Raw genomic sequence first — 20,065 nt, 5'->3', positions numbered from 1 at the left:
GGAAGATGTTATTAAAATTAAAGAAAAGTTTTTTTGTAAAAAAAAGTGCTAAAGCGACAATTCCTGGATTTAATTTATCACTTGGAATAACACTTGCGATGCTTTCAGTTTTGGTCTTAATCCCGCTTGTTTCAATACTGATTTATTCGTTTAAATTGTCGCCGAGTCAGTTTTGGAAGTTAATTTCGCAAAAATCAGTTGTTTATGCTTTGTTTACAAGTATTTCACTTTCTTTTTTAGCAGCGGTTGTAAACTGCATTTTTGGCTTAATTTTAGCTTGGGTTCTTGTAAAATATGATTTTTTTGGAAAAAGATTTTTAGATGGACTTCTAGAACTTCCTTTTGCGCTTCCAACAGCTGTTGCAGGAATAACTCTTGCGAAAATGTATTCGAATACGGGAATGGTTGGAAAGTATTTTGCAAAATTTGGAATAAAGATTTCGTACACTCATATAGGGATTGTTATAGCCTTAATATTTGTCGGAATTCCTTTTGTTGTGAGGAGTGTCCAGCCAATTTTGGAAAAACTGGACGGTCAATATGAAGAAGCCGCATATATTTTGGGTGCAAATAAAACTACGACTTTTTTTAAAGTGATTTTTCCCGAGATAAAACCTGCGCTTCTCACAGGATTTGGATTGGCTTTTTCAAGAGGAATTGGCGAGTATGGAAGTGTAATTTATATTTCTGGAAACAGTTTTAAAGAACACACGCAAGTTATTTCATATGTAATTATGCAAAAATTAAATTATGTGGATTATCCATCAGCAACGGCAATAGCTTTACTTATGTTAGTAATTTCTTTTATTTTGCTGTTTTTAATAAATATGGTGCAAATGAAACAATTTAAAAGAACAAATAATATTTAAAAAGTAAAAAATAGAGAAAATGAAAAAGAAAAAAAAATTGTGTTTATTTGCATAAACATATTTGTATTTAAAAAATAAAAAATGGAGAAAATAATGATGAAAAAAGAAAATAATATAATAAAATATGTTCTTATCACAATAAGTTTTTTATTTGTATTTACAATGCTTTTGCTGCCACTCGCTTCAATAATTCTAAATTCACTTCAAAAAGGCTGGAAGTTTTATTTTAGCAGCATAACGGATAAAAATGTCTTATCAGCATTAAAAGTTACAATAATTGCTACAGTTTCAGCAGTTTTGGTAAATACTGTCTTTGGAGTGACAGTTGCGTGGCTAATAACAAAATTTTCTTTTCGTGGAAAAAATATTCTTGCGACATTAATTGATATTCCCTTTTCAATTTCTCCTTTAATAGCGGGACTTGCCTTTATTATGACTTTTGGTCGAATGGGCTGGGCAAATGCGATTATTGAAAAAATAAATCAATTTTTTGTCCTAGATATAAAAATTGTATTTGCAATTCCAGGAGTAATTCTTGCTACAATCTTTGTCACATTTCCGTTTATTGCAAGAGAAATTATTCCGATTTTGAATGCACAAGGAAAAGCTGAAGAAGAAGCAGCAGCGTTGATGGGAGCAAGTGGGTTCACGATTTTTAGAAAAATAACTTTTCCGCAGATAAAATGGGGACTTTTTTACGGAATAATACTTTGTACAGCAAGAGCTTTAGGAGAATTTGGTGCAGTAAATGCTCTGTCAAAGGCAAGGGGAAAAACATTTACATTGCCGCTTGAAATAGATGCGCTTTATTTATCGGGAACATCGGATGCGATAACCTCAGCGTTTGCAGTATCATCAATACTTGTTTTAGTTTCAATAGTTATTCTTATAATAAAAAATATTGTGGAACATAAATCAGAAAAAATTTGAAAATTTCAATAAAAAAATTAATTGACAAAAATAGTTTAAAAAATATATAATAATACTTGACAACCAAGAAAAAAGATATTACAATTTGTATTAGTAGTTGTTAAAAATCAAATCATTTTTATATAATTATTTTTTCTAAAAATATATATTTGAAGATAAAATTTAATAAAATTGTGGATAATTTATTAAATTAGATAATAGAAATTATTTCTATTAATTTAATTATAAAATGTATTTGATAAAATCATAGAAAATCTATGAAATTTTAATTTTTGGAGGGAAAAATGGCTAAAGAAATGAAAACAATGGATGGAAATATGGCTGCGGCACATGTGGCATACGCATTTACTGAAGTAGCAGGAATCTATCCAATTACGCCGTCATCAACTATGTCTGAAGTAATTGACCAATGGGCGGCATACGGACAAAAAAATATATTTGGAAAACCAGTTAAAGTTGTGGAAATGCAATCAGAAGCAGGAGCTGCAGGAATGGTTCACGGTTCACTTCAAGCGGGAGCACTGACTACGACTTTTACTGCATCACAAGGGCTACTTTTAAAGTTGCCTAATATGTATAAAATCGCAGGGGAATTGTTGCCAGGAGTTATGCATGTGGCAGCTCGTTCGCTATCTTCCCATGCACTTTCAATATTTGGAGATCACCAAGATATTTATTCAGCGAGAATGACTGGCTGGGCTATGCTTGCAACAAGCTCTGTGCAAGAAGTTATGGATTTAGCAGCAGTGGCACATCTTTCAGCACTAAAATCTAAAGTTCCAACATTACACTTTTTTGATGGATTTAGAACTTCTCACGAAATTAACAAAGTGGAAGTTATGGATTATAAATTTTTGGAAAGTTTAATCGATAGAGATGCTTTGCATGAATTCAGACAAAAAGCGTTAAACCCAGAAAATCCTGTAACTCGTGGAACAGCGCAAAATGACGATATTTATTTTCAGGCAAAAGAAGCTCAAAATAAATACTATGAAGCGGTACCAGACATAATAAATGACTATATGCAAAAAATAAGCGAATATACTGGAAGAAAATATGCACCATTTGTTTATTACGGTTCAGAAAATGCTGAAAGAGTAATAATTGCAATGGGATCAGTAAATGAAACAATAAAAGAAGTAGTAGATTATTTGAACGCAAAAGGAGAAAATGTAGGAGTTTTAAATGTACACTTATATAGACCTTTTTCAAGCAAATATTTCTTTGATGCAATGCCAAAATCAGTTAAAAAAATTGCAGTTTTGGATAGAACAAAAGAGCAAGGTGCTGTTGGAGAACCTTTATACACAGATATTAAAGCGCTTTATTATGGAAAAGAAAATGCGCCTGAAATTGTTGGAGGAAGATATGGACTTTCTTCAAAAGATACAACACCTGAACAAATAGTCGCAGTTTATAAAAACTTGGCGCAAAAAGAAATAAAAAATAACTTTACAATAGGAATTATTGATGACGTAACATTTACTTCACTAGCTTTGGAAGAAGAAGTGTTTACAGGAAATGATGATGTAAAAGAATGTCTATTCTATGGACTTGGTTCAGATGGAACAGTTGGGGCGAATAAAAACTCAATTAAAATTATCGGGGATAAAACAAATTTGTATGCACAAGGATATTTTGCATATGACTCTAAAAAAGCGGGAGGAGTTACTCGTTCCCACTTAAGATTCAGTAGAAAGCCAATTCGTTCGACATATTTGGTAACTAGACCAGATTTTGTCGCTTGTTCTGTGGCTGCATATCTTGGAAAATACGATATGATCTCAGGATTAAAAGAAGGTGGAACATTTCTATTAAATACAATTTGGGACAAGGAAAAATTAGTTAAACACCTGTCGAATGAAGTTAAAAGAGCGTTAGCACTTAAAAAAGCTAAATTTTACATCATAAATGCGACAAAATTGGCAAAAGAAATCGGTTTGGGAAATAGAACAAATACAATTATGCAATCGGCATTTTTCAATTTAGCAAATGTAATTCCTTATGAAGAAGCTAAAGAATACATGAAAGAATACGCTAAAAAAAGTTACGGTAGAAAAGGGGACGACATAGTCCAGAAAAACTGGAATGCGATTGACAAAGGAACAGATGGACTGGAAGAAGTGGAAGTATTACCAGAATGGGCAAATTTAGAAGTTGATGAAAAAATTATAGATGAAGCAAAACCAGAGTTTATAAAAAGAATCGTTGACCCAATTAATTTAATGAAAGGTAATGAATTGCCGGTATCTGCAATCGTTGAAAACGGAATGGTCGACGGTACATTCAAAAGCGGAACAGCTAACTATGAAAAAAGAGGAGTTGCTTCAGAAGTTCCTGAATGGCAGCCAGATATGTGTATACAATGTAATCAATGTGCATATGTTTGTCCACATGCTGTAATCAGACCATTTTTAATAGATGAAGAAGAAATATCTAAAGCACCAGAAGGAATGCCTACAATTAAAGCAATGGGTCGTGGAATGAATGACTTGAAATTTAAAATTCAAGTGTCGACTCTTGATTGTACAGGATGTAGCGTCTGTGTAGATGTCTGTCCTGCACCAAAAGGAAAAGCAATCGTTATGAAACCTATTGAATCACAAATTGAAAAAAATGAAGTTGAATATACAGACTATTTATTTAACAATGTTTCATACAAAGATAAAATTTTAGGTAAAAATACTGTAAAGGGTTCACAATTTGCAAAACCGTTATTTGAATTTTCTGGAGCGTGTGCAGGTTGTGGAGAAACTCCTTACATAAAATTAGTAACTCAGTTATTTGGTGAAAGAATGATGGTTGCAAATGCGACAGGATGTTCTTCAATTTATGGAGCTTCAGTTCCTTCAACACCGTATACGACAGCTGAGAGTGGATGTGGACCAGCTTGGGCTTCTTCACTATTTGAAGATAATGCAGAATACGGATTTGGAATGCATCACGCAATCGATACGATCAGACAAAGAATTTTGGAAAATATGGAAGAAATTAAAGAAAAAGTTTCACCAGAATTGGCAGAATTGTTTAATAACTTTATCGAAAATTTTGACAATGGAGATAAAACAGCTGAAATTAGAGATAAATTGGTAGAATTGCTTGAAAAAGAAAGTAAAGCTGCAACTGATGCTGAAATTAAAGCAAAAATTGATGATATGATAGCATTAAAACAATATTTAGTTAAAAAATCAATTTGGATTTTTGGTGGAGATGGATGGGCTTATGACATCGGATTTGGCGGACTTGACCACGTACTTGCGTCAGGACAAGATGTAAATATTTTGGTACTTGATACGGAAGTTTACTCAAATACAGGAGGACAAGCATCTAAATCATCAAGAACAGGTTCTGTTGCAAAATTTGCCGCATCAGGAAAACCATCTAAGAAAAAAGATTTGGCAGCAATGCTTATGACATATGGAAATATATATGTTGCAAAAATTTCAATGGGAGCAAATCAAAACCAAGCATTAAAAGCGATAAGAGAAGCTGAAAATTACAAAGGACCTTCAATAATTATAGCATATTCGCCTTGTATCGAACACGGAATTAAAACAGGTATGGGTAAAGCTATGTCAGAAGAAAAATTAGCTACAGAAGTTGGATATTGGCCAATATTCAGATTTGATCCACAGTTGGTTGCAAAAGGTAAAAATCCATTGCAATTAGATTCAAGAAGTCCTGCTTGGGATAAATATGAGGAATTTTTATTGGGTGAAAGAAGATACGCAACACTTGCAAAAGAATTCCCAGAAAAAGCGAAAGTATTACTTGAAGCTAATATGAGTGATTCAAGAGCAACTTGGAATTATTACAGAAGACTAGCGTCGATTGACTATTCAGTAGAAGAATAATAAAAAAATAATAATACAAAAAAACTATCTTAAAATTTAAATTTTTGAGATAGTTTTTTAAGTTAAAAATAAATTAATTATATATTGATTTTTATTAATTTTTATTGTATAATAAAATCAAGGGGAGAAATAAAAAAAGAAATAAAAAAGAGAAGGGGACGGTTAAAATGAACGAGAATAAATCAAGCGGATTTACTCTTGTTGAGGTTTTGTTATACATTTCAATCGTAGCTATTTTATTTTTAGCTATTTCAAATAATTTACAAAAACAAAAACAGCTCCAAGAATTTGCAATCCAGAAGCGAAATATAAGTAGCTTTATCCGTAAGATTCAGCAATATGCGCAATATAATAAAAAAATTTATACATTGGATTTCAAAATATCTGAAAAAATGGCATATTTTTTAGATAATGTCAAAGGAAAAAAAGAGATAATTGATAAATTAAAAATTTCAGATAATCTGTCTTATATGACAAACAATTCCAATAAAAATGCCGATTTTTTGAGAAATACCACAAATGAAGGCAATTTTGAAAAAGGATTTTCAATTTATCTTTTGGATAAAAAAGGCGAAAAAATATATTACAGAATTTCTACAAACACAATAAATGCAGCAAAATATCCGATTATAAGCATTTATCGTGCAAAAATTCCAATAAAGTTGAACGAAGATTATTTGAAAGCAAGTTTGTGGGAAGAAGAAATTTAAATGAAAAAAAGGGATTTTGATAAAATTAATTTTAAAAAAGTAGAAATTCAAAAAAATAAAAAAACACAAAAAAATAGTTCTCTTGAAGAATATGATTTACAAATGAAAAAATTTCAAGAAAAAGAAAAGAAAAAAGTTGAATTACAAAAAAGACTTCAAAAAGAAAAAGAAAATTTTTTAAATTTTTTCAATAAAAAAATTGGAATTGAAGAGATAAAAAATAATTTTAAAATTATTATTTTATTTTTAGTTGGTGTTATAATCTTTATTTTTTATCTTAATTTTGTAACTTTTAAAGGTGATTTAAAAGGGGAAAAAATTCTTTATGTAAAAATGGATGGAAGTCGTGGAAGCATTTTGAAAATAAATAACAAATATTTAAAAAATCAGGCATCCATAAAAAATACAAAAAATTTTGAATACGGGACTTATTTGATAAACTTTGATGTAAAAAGAATTACGACAAAAAATAATTATACAACTTTTGATGGAAAAATAATTGGTTGGAAAGAGTCAAAACTAAATATTTTTAGAAAATATATTTTAAATATTTTTGACGATTTATTTTTGACTGAAGACAACCTCTACGCTTTTTCAAAAGCAGCGATTTTAGGAGAAAAATCTGAAGTTTCAAAAGATATGAAAGATAAATTCAAATATACGGGACTTGCACATTTAATTGTGATTTCTGGAACGCATATTTCCCTTGTCATCATTGGAATTGTCAAACTTTTGGACATGATTTCGCTGGCATATCGTCCAAAATATATTTTTGCTCTCGTTATTTTGACATTTTACTGTGCATTGATAGGATTTTCTCCAGGGATTTTAAGAGCTTATATCATGGGTGCGATGATGATTTTAGCGAGAATTTTATTTGAGAAAGAAGAGAGTAAAAAATCACTTTTAATATCGTTTGTTGTAAATGTTGTACTAAATCCTTATTCGATTTTTGATATTTCAATGCAGCTTTCTTATATGGCGGTAATTGCTATTATCTTTGTGTATCCACCAATAAAAAAATTTTTTGAAAAGTCAATTTTTTCTAAAATAAAAAATGAAATTTTAAGAAATACTGTTGACTTAATGTTTTTAAGTTTTGTAATTCAATTTACGAGTATTCCTTTATTTTTATATTATTTTCAAAAATTGCCATTATTTTCTTTCTTATTAAATATAATTGGTGTGCCAATTGGAACGATTGTAATTCAAATTTTATTTTTTATAATGCTTGTAAATATATTAAAAATAACATTTTTAAATTCAATTTTAGTATTTATCACAAAAATTGTTTTTGGTTCATTTGAAGGATTTATTTACGCTGGAAGTAAAATTCCACTGCTTCAAATTGGAGTTTCACAAAAATTTTCGATTTTATTCATTTTTAGTTTTTATATAATTTTGTTTATTTTAGTTTTCAAAATCATTCCATTTTTTATATTTGATAAAAAATAGTAAAAAAAAAATAATAAAAAATAATGAAAAAAAGAAAATATCTAATTTTTAAGATATTTTCTTTTTTATTTTAAAAATTTAAACATAATTTTATTTAACTAACATCACAGTTGGTTTACTTGGAGTTCTAAGTCCATTTTTATCATTAGGAGTCGAATTTCCTAACCAATCGTAAATAAATTTGATTTGGTCGTCGTAATGTCTTATACATTTATGTGATTCTGGATAAGTTCCAATTTTTGCAGCTGTAGCTTTTTTTCTTTGTTCCCTTGTATTTTTTGGCTCAAATAGTGAAGGGATGCTGTGCATATATCCGCCACCGCTAAATCTTACGGCATTTTTAGCATCTCCTACCACAGCTTTATTATCAGAGCCAGTATATTGCATAACAGGTTTTGAATAAGCGATTAAGAATGTTCCATATGGTGTTGCAAAAGAACTTCCACTATCTTTTCCAGTTGTTACAAATGATGAAGTAACTACATTCCAGTCATTTCCTGCTTTTTCAATAATCATTTCATTTTGGCTGCTTCTGTCAACATAGATAAATCTTTCGATTTCTTTAGTTATTCCAGAATCTTTTAACATCTTTCGAGTTGAAGGTTTTATGTAATAAGTTCCTTCATCAAAAGCGTCTATTTTAACTTTTGTATATTTATCATTGTCTTCTTCAATGGTCATAATCGTTCTATCAGGTATATTTATCGCATCTTTAAAACTTGAACTAGAGTAGGCTGGTTCACTTTGATTTGCTCTATTCCCAAATTTGTCTCGATTCCCGCCACTGCTTCCACCTAGTGGAACATAATCGTCCAAAACATATATTTTTTTACTTTTTGCAAGTGCATCATTGATAAAAGCATTTGTTTTATCCACCTTTTTCATCATATCATCCCAGTCAAATTCTCTTTTTTCAGCAACAGATTTTGAAATATATCCAAGCTGGCCGTCAAAAAATACTTCGTACCATTCGCCTTTTCCATCGCCATTACCTTTAACAACTCCGACAACTTTAAATTTATTTCCATATTTTGCTTCTTTTATAACTTTGGCATTTGCATTTGGCTCTTTTCTAATATTTGAATTAGTTTTGATAAAAACAAATTCATCCATATCTTTTGGCGAATTTTTGTCATAAACATAATTAAAAGTCAAATTTTTTGGTCTTTCCTTTAAGTAGTAAGTTGAATAACTGTAGGGTCCTTTTATTGAATTTGAATTTTTTATTTGAATTTTTTTGTCATCTTTTTTATCTTGATTGTCAGGTGTTATTACAGAATTTTGTGCTTTTTTTATATTGTCTAAATTTTCTGAATCTTTATTCTTTTCATCATTAGAATTTACTTTTTTATTATCATTTTGTGTTTTTTTTTTCACAGATTGATTTTTAGGATATTCAGCTATATAACTTTTTGTAAAATTGTCGAATTCTTTTTCAAAATCTTCTTTTTTAATTGTTTTCTCAATTTTTTCACCTTTTGTATATTTTCCTTTTTGCTTTGTTACAAATGGTGTAAATGTCATTTTGACACTGTCTCCAGACTGCATATATTCAACCTCTATCTTATCTTTAACTCCATCTCCATCTAAATCTGGTTCAAGGATTACTTTTTTCCAATCATTTTTTTGTGAGCTTTTAGAAGCTGAAAAAGTATTTATCGAAAACATTGAAATCGAAACTAATGCTAGAATAAAAAATTTTATTTTTTTTATTTTCATAATTTTTCTCCTTTATTTATTTTATAAAACTATTGCAACTACTGGTTCTTCAGGTATTGTATTATCACCATCTTTAATTTTACTTCCCGCATTTACCCAGTCAACAATAAATCCAACTTGGTCATCGAAATGTCTGACGCATTTATGTGATTCTTTATAAGTTCCTATTTTTGCAGCCGTGTCAGTTAAAGCTGTTTCACCTTTAAAATGAGTATTTACAGGTATTCCATGCAAATATCCGCCACCGCTGAATCTCACAGCAAATTTAGCAACTCCTCCGATTGTTAAATCAGGTCGTCCAGAAAGAGGCGTATCTCCAGGTCCAGCTTTTCTTGTAAATGGCATATATCCTCTTGTGAATGCAATTAAAAACGCCCCATGAGGTGTTTCATAAGAACCGCTTCCATCTTTTCCAGTCGTTACAAACGAATAAGTTACAACTTTATATTTATTTGTTTTTGGATCTCTTTCAAATAACATTTCTGCTTGACTGCTTGGGTCAATAGCAACGAATTTATTGACAGCGCCATTTATATTTTCAACTTTTTTATAATTATTCTGATTTTTAGAAATATAATAAGGTCCGCCATAAAATGGTGTTTCAATTTTTAACATTCCCTTTTCTTCGCCTAAAATCCTAAATAAAGTTTGATCTGGCACATTTATAATTTCTCCTTTTTTATTAGGATTTGTGTAAGCTACTATACTTTGGTTGTTTTTATTTCCAAATTTATCTTTTTTACTTGCCACATCATGAGAAAGTGGTGAGTATTCCGTGATTATATTAATATCTTCTCCAGCATTTATCGCTTCTTCAATAAATTTATTGACGCTGTCCATTTTTGCAACCATTTTATCCCAAAAAAATCCTCTTTTTATTACATTACTTCCTCTATCTACCACAAATCCTTTAAAAGTTTTAGGTTTTATTTTGGATTTTTTTTCTTTAATGTGATTTACATTTGTACTCGCTTTTTTTGTAATCTCAGTGTAGTATAATTTTTGTGGATTTTCATTTGATACCATCTCAAATAGAAGTTTTGGTTTTTCACTGTATTTTAAGTTTGTAATTGATTTTCCATTCGGCGCATCAAGCATTTCCGATGAACTTTTTATAAATAAAAAATTATCTAAATCTTTAGGTGAATGTTTATCAAATTTTAGTTTATCAAATAATATTTTGGAATTTCTATTATCATCATAAATCAGTATGTGCCTAGTTTCATTTGATGCCATATTCTTAGAATATTCACCGTAATATTCCTTCACTTTGTTAAGCAATTTAGGCATTTCGTCTAAATTTAAAATATTTATCTTTTTATCAAAAGTTATTTGATAACTTAGCATATTTTTCCCATTCTGATTTGTGTAAATGGAAACAACTACATCTAAAAAGTTATTTTCTTCATTATAGCTAACCACAACTTTTTCATCAGTTCCATCATTGTTAAAATCATAGTCAAAAATTGCATTTTCATACCCACTAACAGCTACATTTTGAGTGAATTCCTTAGGTAAATTAATGTTTTGGCTGGCAGTAGAAGTCATTCCAAAGAATACGTTTAATAGAGCAAAAATACTTATTTTTATTTTTTTAGATTTATCTTTCCTTTCTATTTTTCCCCTCAAAACCTTTTTTAAACTATTTTTCAAATTGCGTTCCCCCTTCTGAAATTTTTTTCTTCATTTTTTTCTCCTATTTTAAAAATCATTTTTTATATTTTATTATTAGTTTTTAACATTTATATTATACTAAATTTTTAAGCATTTGTGAACCAATTTTGAAATAATTTTATTTTTTTGTAACAAAAAATTGGCAGCTTACACCGCCAACTTTATTATTATTTTAATTATTTAACATCTAAACTTACTTTAACTCCAGCTCTTAACTCATTATTTTCAACTGTAGTTTTCTTTTCACTACCGTTATTCCAGTATTCACCTTTGTCAGTTAATTTGTTAACTGGTGAATATCGTACACTAGGGTTAACAGTGATTGTTCCAACTGAAGTATCGAATTCTTTTTTATATCCAAATCCAGTCCATACTGTGAATTCATTTTCATATCCATCAGTTGCAGTATGTTTAGACCATTCATTTTCAGGTCTAACAAATGCATAGAATCCAGCAAATGAAGGTGTATCATAACCTACTCCCACTGTATAGTCAAGTCTAACATTTGATTTATTATTTTTTCCACTAGCATCTCTTAAAAAGTGATCTAATGTTACATCGTAACTGATTGTTCCAAAGTTATTATCCAAAAGTTTACCATCAGTTCCTAATGATAAGTTAGCTCCCCAACCATTTCTAGCGCCATCATTTCCATTTCTATAGTATCTGTTATCTTGGTTACCACTTTGTCTTTGTCCAAAATAAACAGCTTCTAAAGTTGTTTTGATATTTTGTCCTAATACATTCATTCCGAAAGTTGGTCCAAAGTAGATTTCGTTTGATTCTCCATTTGTTTTTGTATGTCTTTTACCCTCTTTATTTGTCCAGTGTCTAACTCCTAATTTAGTAGTTGTGTCTAAATCTCCCCATGTAATATCTTTAGATAAATTTCCATCTACTAAATCAGTTGCTTGTAGGAAATGATTTCTTTTACCATTTTCAAATTCTCCAAATACTTCGTGTTTGTATAAAAGGCTAGCATTTAACCCAGCTTCATCATTTAACCCTAAAGTTGTTCCAACTTCAGTTCTCGATTTTACTCCTTTTATATTTTTTTTCTTGAATCCTCCATTTCCAATGTGGTTAGCTTTATCTCCATATTGGTCATTGTATTTTACTCTAAAATCTTGATCAAAATAAGCATTTTTTACAATATCCTGATCAGTTTGTGCAAAAGATACAGTTGCTAACATAAATGCTAATAATCCTAATAATTTTTTCATACTCTAGTTCCTCCTAAAAACCTAAAATTTTAATTTAATCTAGTAATTTAATGTTATTTTACCATAACTAAATCTTTTTGTAAAGCCTTTTTCAAATTTTCTTTATAAAAAAACTATTTGCATTTAAAATTTCAAATGCAAATAGTTTATATTTCTTTTTTATTATTTAACTGCTAATCCCACTTTTAATCCAAAATTTAACTCATTTTCTTCTTCGATTTTTCTTTTACTGTCAGAGTTATAATAGTCATATTTCCAAGCATTTCCTTTTTTATAATTTTTATCTACTGGTCTATAACCAATTCTTGGATTAATTGTAATTACTCCAACTGGTGTATCAATATCAGCTTTGTAACCTAAGTTAGTCCAAACTGAAAATTCATTTGACTGTCCAACTGTATGTTGAGAACCAACCCCACCATTTTCACGATAAGTCCAGTTTCTCCATCCTAATTTTGTAGTTGTGTCAAGAGAACCCCATTGAGCTGCTTTAGCAAATTCTATAACTGAAAATTTTTCTGCTCCTTTAGCTTGTGTTCTTTTCCCATCTTCATAAAATCTGTCATTATGTTCACGATAATGGAAATTTGCATCTAATCCCCATTCGTTGTTAAGACCCAAAGTTCCTTCCACTTCTTCAGTCCATCTGAATCTTTCTTTATTTTTTTTCTTAAATCCTTCATTTCCAAGTCTATTTGCGTCATTCTCGTCTTTATCATAATAAGTCTGACTCCATTTAGAATCTAACGAAATGTTCTTTAAAATATCTTGATCATTTTCCGCTAAAGATAATGACGATATTACCAATATCATTGCTAGTAAACCTAATAACTTTTTCATTTTTTTCTCCTCATAATTTGAAATTTGCAAGATCTTATTAGAAATTTTTTTACTTTTTTATAAAAATAGAGTATAATTGTTAAGATATTGTTAAGCTAAAAAATATTTTAAAAAAAGGATAAATTATGAATATAAAATTAGCCAGACTTTTTGAAATTGTACAAATTTTATTGACGGAAAAGAAAGTGACAGCAGAAAAACTAGCATGTCATTTTGAAGTGTCCAAAAGAACGATATACAGAGATATTGAAACTTTGACATTAGCACAAATTCCAGTTTATTCGGAAAAAGGAAGATATGGAGGAATTGGACTTATAAAAAATTTTACGATAGATAAATCTTTTTTATCTCAGAATGAACAAAATGAGATTTTATTTGCTCTTCAGAGCTTAAATGCGGTCCAATATTCTAAAAATAACATCACTTTAACAAAATTAAACTCCATTTTTAATAGAAAGGCTGATGACTGGATCGAAGTTGATTTTTCAAGATACGGTGAAAATGATAGTATTTTGTTTGAAAAAATTAAAAATTCAATACTTGAAAAAAAAGTTATAAAATTTATCTATTTTAATACAAAAGGAAAAAAGTCCAAAAGAACGGTAGAACCACTAAAATTGTGGTTTAAAGAAAAAGCGTGGTATCTTTTTGCATATTGTCGCAAGAAAAAAGATATTAGGCAGTTTAAAATAGCTAGAATAAAAAATTTGGAATTGACTTGTGAACATTTTGAAAGAGAACTCAAAAAGGAAGATTTGAAAAATCAAAATAATGTGAATGGAAAAGGCACAAAAATAGTGATTGAAGTTGATAAATCTCAAGCTTACCGTGTATACGACGAATTTTTTGAAGAAAATATCGCAAAAAAAGAAAATGGAAATTTTGAGATAACTATAGAAATTTTTGAAAATGAATGGTTATACGGATATTTACTGTCTTTTGGAGAACATTTAAAAGTTTTAAAACCTACAAGAATCAGAGAAATTTTGGCAAAGAAAGTTGAAAAAATGAGAGAAAACTATAAAATATAAATTTTTAATATGACATACTGTTGTCATATTTTTTTTGCTATAATAAATTTGAAAATAAATTTATTTGAAAAAAATCAGTAAAAAAATTGTAATTATGATTTTAGAAAAATTTTCAGAATAGGAAAAATCTTTTGTAGCATTGGTACCGAACGAAAGAAAAATATTAAAGAATACAGGAGGACAAAAATGACTAAAAACAAAATAAATAATATTGATAAACTGGGAAGTTTGGTTTTTATTTTATTAACAATTTTATTTATATGTTTGCTTTTTTTTAATAAATCTTTTTTAAATTGGACATTTGAACGGCATCATAATATTTTAAGCTGGTATATAAGACCTTTATTTCTAATACCTTTTTGTTATTTTTCATACAAAAGAAAATTAACGGGCATTTTTATGACAATCTTTTTTCTTTTGACGAGTATGTTTTGGTTTCCCAAACCAACGAGTGTTAGCACACAAGTAAATGAATTTTTAAATTTAGAACAAAAATTTCTTTTAAATAGTCCTTTTTATACAAAATTAATAGGAATTTTTATAGTCTTCATTTCTTTATGGGGATTGTCGAAAGCACTGTGGAAAAGAAATTTAAAATTAGGAATTGCAGTTTTAGTGTTAATTGCCATAAGTAAAATGTTTGGAAGTGTTATTTTTGCGGGAGAAGTAGGAAAATCTATCTTTATACCCGCAATTATTGGACTTGTAGTCTGTATTTTAGGTCTTTATATATTATTTTACACTTCTAAAAAAAATGATTAATTTTCAAAATATAAATATTATTATTATTATTTAAAATTAAAAAGTTTTTTTATAAATTGGAAACTTTTAAAAAATAAAAAGTACAAAGGAGATCGATTAAAATGAAATACGAAATAGTGGAAATTAAAGAAAAAACAGTGGTTGGATTATCTGAAAGAATGAAAAATGACAAAAATACATCAAAAAAAATTGGAAAAATGTGGAATGAGTTTCGTGGTGAAAATGGAGGAGAAATAAAAAATATAAAAGACAGAGTAAATAAAAATACAATGGCAGTTTATTTCGATTATAATACTAAAAATAGTTTTGAATATAGAAATCTTGTGGGTTGTGAAGTGAAAAAGGAAAGTAAAAATATTAGCAAAAAATTGACAAAAATATTCATTCCAAGCGGAAAATACGCAAAATTTTCTCTTTTTGGAAATCCACAGACAGAAGTTACTAATTTCTGGATTAATTTTTGGAAGAATTTTGGAGAACAGGGAGAAAAATTAGAAAGAACTTATACTTATGATTTTGAAGAATATATAGCTGGAGACGATCCTAAAAATATGGAAATTAATATTTATATCGCAGTAAAATAGTTCTTGGAATCTTATTTAAAAAAATATTAAAAAAACAAATAGTTTTGAAAAAATTTAAAACTATGAATATTGCATTAATAATATTCATAAATGTTTATTAAGTAATAAAAAAAATTTAGAACAAAGGAGAATGATTAATTATGACATTTGATTTTAAAAAAGAAGAAAAACAATTTTACAATTCTGGGAAAAAACCTGTTATAGTAGAAATTCCTGAAATGAATTTTCTTTCCATCAGAGGGAAAGGCAATCCAAATGAAGAAAATGGAGAATACAAGAAAGCACTTGAATTAATATATGCTATCGCTTACACATTAAAAATGAGTTATAAAAGTGATTATAAAATCGAAGGATTTTTTAATTATGTTGTTCCACCGCTTGAAGGATTGTGGTGTTCGGAAAAAGAACAGGAAAATAGTAAATTGGAAAAAGAAAAGTTAAGCTGGATTTCCTTAATAAGATTGCCTGATTTTATTAAAAAAGAAGATTTTGAATGGGCTATAAAAGTAGCAACTGACAAAAAGAAAAAAGATTTTTCCAAAGTTGAGTTTTTTACTTATAAAGAAGGAATTTGCGTACAATGTGTACACATAGGTTCCTATGATGATGAGCCTAAAACTATTTCATCAATGGAGGAATATGCTAGAAAAAAAGGTTATATTTTTAATATAACAGAAAAAACACCTCATCATGAAATATATTTGAGCGATCCTAGAAAAGTTGATGTGAGTAAAATGAAAATAATCATTCGGTATCCGATAAAAAAACTAAAATAGTCTGTAGAAATTAATAGAAAAAAGAAAAATTATTCAGAGAGTGTCTAGATTTTTTTAAATATATATAAATTCAATAATATAGGAATTCTTTGCTATATACATAAAAAAAATTTACACTCTCTAATTCCCCCAAAATAAGATTTTTTAATCATATTTTATTAATAAGTTTTAATCATTTAAATTATCATATATATAAGCTAAATTTAAAGTTCGTTCTTTCACGGTTCTTATTTTTGCTGAAATTGCACGATTAATTCCAAGTGTCCCACCTTCTTCATTTTCTATACAATATCTGAAAGTTCCGTCATCATCTCTGTATTCTATCCAGTCTTTTTGTGATTGAATCAAACGTTCTTTTGCTTTAGGATTTAATTTTTCCATCAATTTATTATAAATAATATTTAATTCTTTATCCCAATAATCATAAATTTCTTGAGCTGCTCTTCTAAAGTTATAGTCATTCCCACTCACATCTTTATATTTTGAAATAACATTTTTTTCAATTTTACTCATTCTTAATTTTAGTTCATTGGTATAACTTCCTGTCATTTCATTTGTATCGCTATATATCAAATTTTTTGAAAAGATTAGTGAAGAAACTGTTAAGAATAATATAATTATCACATTAAAAAATTTTTTTTTCATTTTTATCACCTTATTTTTTTAAAATTCTTTCATAGAATAGTTATTTTTATAGCCTCCTTTCGTTAATATTATACCTTAAAAACAAAAAAATTGTAATAAATTATGAAAATCCTAGTTTTATAAAAATTTCAATTTTCTAATCAATAAAAAAGAACTAGATAATATCTAGCTCTTTTTTATTATTGACTATGATGACTTTAATAAATCAATTATTTAGTAATAGTTGCAACAACTCCTGAAGCTACTGTTCTTCCACCTTCTCTTATCGCAAATCTTAATCCTTCTTCCATTGCAATCGGGTGAATCAATTCCACTGTCATTTCAATGTTATCTCCAGGCATTACCATTTCTACACCTTCTGGCAAGTTTACTTCTCCTGTAATGTCAGTTGTTCTGAAATAGAACTGTGGTTTGTATCCTGTGAAGAATGGAGTATGTCTTCCTCCTTCATCTTTTGTAAGTACGTATACTTCTGACTTGAATCCTGTATGTGGAGTGATTGTTCCTGGTTTTGCAAGTACTTGTCCTCTTTCCACTTCCTCCTTCTTAGTTCCTCTTAACAATGCTCCTATATTATCTCCAGCTTGTCCTGAATCCAATAATTTTCTGAACATTTCTACTCCTGTTACTGTAGTTTTTGAAGTTGGCTTAATTCCTACGATTTCTACTTCTTCCCCAACTTTTACTACTCCTCTTTCTACTCTTCCTGTTACTACTGTTCCTCTTCCTGTAATTGTGAATACATCTTCAATTGGCATAAGGAATGGTTGGTCAACTGGTCTTTCTGGTGTCGGAATATATGTATCTACCGCATCCATTAATTCCATTATTTTTTCTACCCATTTTGCTTCCCCATTTAATGCTCCTAATGCTGATCCAGCTATTATTGGTACATCATCTCCTGGGAATCCGTATTCATTTAATAATTCTCTTACTTCCATTTCTACCAATTCTAGTAATTCTTCGTCGTCTACCATATCAACTTTGTTTAAGAATACTACAATGTAAGGTACTCCAACCTGTCTTGCCAATAGGATATGTTCTCTTGTTTGAGGCATTGGTCCATCAGCTGCTGATACTACTAGGATTGCTCCATCCATCTGAGCTGCTCCTGTAATCATATTTTTTACATAATCCGCATGTCCTGGACAGTCTACGTGTGCGTAGTGTCTTTTTGCTGTTTCATACTCAATATGAGCTGTGTTAATTGTGATTCCTCTTTCTCTTTCTTCAGGAGCTTGGTCGATATTTTCAAAATCAACTTTTTCTGCAAGCCCTTTATCAGACAACACTTTTGAAATTGCTGCTGTCAAAGTAGTTTTTCCATGGTCTACGTGACCAATTGTTCCTATGTTTACGTGTGGTTTACTTCTCTCGAATTTAGCTTTTGCCATCTTTCTCTTTTTCCTCCATATTTTTTTATTTCTTGTCTTAATATTAGCATATTTACAAAAAAAATGCAAGAGTGATAAATAATTTTTTCAAATTTTCTCCTAAAATCTTTAGTTTATAAAAATTTTCTTATTTTAATTTCCAAGTTAGTGGTGAAAATAGTATTAGCATTGGAAAAATTTCTAATCTTCCAGCTAACATTGCGAAACTTAATACAACTTTAGAAAAATCATTTAAGTTGGCAAAGCTGTATGCAGGACCCACTTTTCCGAGTCCTGGACCTATGTTGTTAAAAGTTGCAGCAACTGCACTAAATGCTGTTAAAAAGTCATCTGTAGAAAATGAAATCAGTAGAAGCATGGCCATAAAAACTATTGCATAAACAACAAAATATACTGCTATGCTTTTTTGCATCTTCAAACTTACAGGTTTGTCTTCGTAAGAGATTGAAATAACACGATTCGGACTTATCATTTGTCTTATTTCTGCAAAATGTATTTTTATCATTAAAATTACTCTGGAAATTTTTAGCCCACCTGCAGTAGAACCAGCACATGCACCAAAAAACATTAAAATTAGCAAAATTACTTGCGAGAAAAGTGGCCATTTCCCAAAATCTGCCGTTGAATAACCTGTTGTTGTCATCACGGAAGATACGGAAAACAGTACATCTCTTATACAATGTAATATTGAACTATATGATTTTGAGATATTTGCAACTATTAATGCAATTGAAATAAATACAATTAGTAAATAATATTTTAGTTCTTCGTTATTTAGCGCTTCTTTTACTTTTCCAATTAAAATGAAATAATAGACATTGAAGTTCACTCCAAAAACTAACATTCCAATTGACAGCACGACATCAATGTAAGCGCTATGGTACGGTAGAATGCTTCCATTTCTTATACCAAAACCACCTGTTCCCGCTGTTCCAAATGCTAGTAAACTTGCTTCAAATAAGTTTAAACCTCCAAATAGAAGTAAAATTATTAAAACTATTGTCATAATTGTGTATATTTTGTATAACACTCTTGCGGTAGATGACAATTTTGAAACTATTTTACCAAATGTTGGTCCTGGAACTTCAGCTTTCATTACATAGACAGAAGTTGGAGAATATTTTGGCAAAATTGCAAGTGCTAAAACTAACACTCCCATTCCTCCTACAAAGTGAGTAAAACTTCGCCAAAATAAATTTGAGTGACTAATTTTGGTCAAGTCTGTAATTATGCTCGAACCTGTTGTCGTAAAACCGCTGACAACCTCGAAAAAGGCATCTACAAATGACGGTATCTCTTTCGATATTACAAACGGGAGTGCTCCGAAAGCTGACATAAATATCCAAGATAAAGCCACTATTACGAAACCTTCTCTCCCTTGAATATTTTTATCAATTGGAATTTTTAGCGACATTAGAAGACCTACTGCCAAAAGTAGTAAAATCACTATTCCATATGACATCATATGTAAAATATCCTCTTTGTATAAAAAGCTTATAATTAATGGCAAAAGCATCAGTCCAGCTTCTAGTATTAAAATTTTTCCAATTACAAAACTTATCATTTTTTTGTTCATTTTCTTGCTCCTTGTAATTAATT

General features: G+C 29.2%; 16 protein-coding genes. 9 read left to right on the top strand and 7 right to left on the bottom strand.

Annotated features, from left to right (window positions below; genetic code table 11):
- Nucleotides 1-5: 5 nt before the first annotated feature.
- From cysT to BCB68_RS06015, 5 genes are all read left to right on the top strand, one after another.
- The gene (cysT, locus tag BCB68_RS06035; protein WP_094079954.1) at nt 6-869 is read left to right on the top strand and encodes a sulfate ABC transporter permease subunit CysT; all 864 of its coding nucleotides are present in this window, start codon (nt 6-8) and stop codon (nt 867-869) included.
- Between the two features lie 96 nt (nt 870-965).
- Nucleotides 966-1,799, top strand: a complete 834-nt coding sequence (locus BCB68_RS06030) for a sulfate ABC transporter permease (RefSeq protein ID WP_237048572.1) — start codon at nt 966-968, stop codon at nt 1,797-1,799.
- 284 nt (nt 1,800-2,083) lie between these two features.
- Nucleotides 2,084-5,653, top strand: a complete 3,570-nt coding sequence (gene nifJ / locus BCB68_RS06025; RefSeq protein WP_094079952.1) for a pyruvate:ferredoxin (flavodoxin) oxidoreductase — start codon at nt 2,084-2,086, stop codon at nt 5,651-5,653.
- Nucleotides 5,654-5,820: 167 nt separating this feature from the next.
- Nucleotides 5,821-6,363 carry a type II secretion system protein gene (locus tag BCB68_RS06020; protein WP_094079951.1) on the top strand — a complete coding sequence of 181 codons (543 nt, stop codon included), beginning with the start codon at nt 5,821-5,823 and terminating at the stop codon, nt 6,361-6,363.
- Nucleotides 6,364-7,818, top strand: coding sequence for a ComEC/Rec2 family competence protein (locus BCB68_RS06015; RefSeq protein ID WP_094079950.1), 1,455 nt, complete (start codon nt 6,364-6,366; stop codon nt 7,816-7,818).
- 90 nt (nt 7,819-7,908) lie between these two features.
- On the opposite strand, the gene BCB68_RS06010 is transcribed toward BCB68_RS06015, so the two are convergent.
- The 4 genes from BCB68_RS06010 to BCB68_RS05995 all read right to left on the bottom strand — a co-directional run bounded on the left by BCB68_RS06010 (nt 7,909) and on the right by BCB68_RS05995 (nt 13,274).
- A complete protein-coding gene (locus tag BCB68_RS06010; RefSeq protein ID WP_094079949.1) occupies nt 7,909-9,537 on the bottom strand; it encodes a L,D-transpeptidase family protein in 1,629 nt (542 codons plus the stop codon).
- 21 nt (nt 9,538-9,558) lie between these two features.
- Nucleotides 9,559-11,190 carry a L,D-transpeptidase family protein gene (locus BCB68_RS06005; RefSeq protein WP_237048571.1) on the bottom strand — a complete coding sequence of 544 codons (1,632 nt, stop codon included), beginning with the start codon at nt 11,188-11,190 and terminating at the stop codon, nt 9,559-9,561.
- A gap of 197 nt (nt 11,191-11,387) precedes the next feature.
- A complete protein-coding gene (locus BCB68_RS06000) occupies nt 11,388-12,434 on the bottom strand; it encodes a hypothetical protein (protein ID WP_094079948.1) in 1,047 nt (348 codons plus the stop codon).
- Between the two features lie 162 nt (nt 12,435-12,596).
- Entirely contained in the window at nt 12,597-13,274 is a 678-nt protein-coding gene (locus BCB68_RS05995; RefSeq protein WP_094079947.1) for a hypothetical protein, read from the bottom strand.
- Between the two features lie 125 nt (nt 13,275-13,399).
- Between BCB68_RS05995 and BCB68_RS05990 the strand changes: the two genes are divergently transcribed.
- From BCB68_RS05990 to BCB68_RS05975, 4 genes are all read left to right on the top strand, one after another.
- Complete coding sequence (locus BCB68_RS05990; RefSeq protein ID WP_237048570.1) at nt 13,400-14,305, top strand: helix-turn-helix transcriptional regulator; 906 nt, start codon at nt 13,400-13,402, stop codon at nt 14,303-14,305.
- Nucleotides 14,306-14,491: 186 nt separating this feature from the next.
- The gene (locus tag BCB68_RS05985; protein ID WP_094079946.1) at nt 14,492-15,067 is read left to right on the top strand and encodes a hypothetical protein; all 576 of its coding nucleotides are present in this window, start codon (nt 14,492-14,494) and stop codon (nt 15,065-15,067) included.
- A gap of 101 nt (nt 15,068-15,168) precedes the next feature.
- Nucleotides 15,169-15,651 carry a GyrI-like domain-containing protein gene (locus BCB68_RS05980; RefSeq protein ID WP_094079945.1) on the top strand — a complete coding sequence of 161 codons (483 nt, stop codon included), beginning with the start codon at nt 15,169-15,171 and terminating at the stop codon, nt 15,649-15,651.
- A 140-nt stretch (nt 15,652-15,791) separates the two neighbouring features.
- The gene (locus BCB68_RS05975) at nt 15,792-16,427 is read left to right on the top strand and encodes a GyrI-like domain-containing protein (protein WP_094079944.1); all 636 of its coding nucleotides are present in this window, start codon (nt 15,792-15,794) and stop codon (nt 16,425-16,427) included.
- Nucleotides 16,428-16,595: 168 nt separating this feature from the next.
- On the opposite strand, the gene BCB68_RS05970 is transcribed toward BCB68_RS05975, so the two are convergent.
- The 3 genes from BCB68_RS05970 to BCB68_RS05960 form a co-directional block, all read right to left on the bottom strand.
- Entirely contained in the window at nt 16,596-17,072 is a 477-nt protein-coding gene (locus BCB68_RS05970; RefSeq protein ID WP_094079943.1) for a lysozyme inhibitor LprI family protein, read from the bottom strand.
- Between the two features lie 209 nt (nt 17,073-17,281).
- Nucleotides 17,282-18,466, bottom strand: coding sequence for an elongation factor Tu (gene tuf / locus BCB68_RS05965; protein ID WP_094079942.1), 1,185 nt, complete (start codon nt 18,464-18,466; stop codon nt 17,282-17,284).
- Between the two features lie 127 nt (nt 18,467-18,593).
- A complete protein-coding gene (locus tag BCB68_RS05960; protein ID WP_094079941.1) occupies nt 18,594-20,042 on the bottom strand; it encodes a TrkH family potassium uptake protein in 1,449 nt (482 codons plus the stop codon).
- Nucleotides 20,043-20,065 lie beyond the last annotated feature (23 nt).

This window comes from Leptotrichia sp. oral taxon 498 (genome assembly GCF_002240055.1).
Classification (GTDB): Bacteria; Fusobacteriota; Fusobacteriia; order Fusobacteriales; family Leptotrichiaceae; genus Leptotrichia; species Leptotrichia rugosa.
Note: the sequence above shows the minus strand (reverse complement) of the source record. Positions and strands in the feature narration are given on the sequence as shown.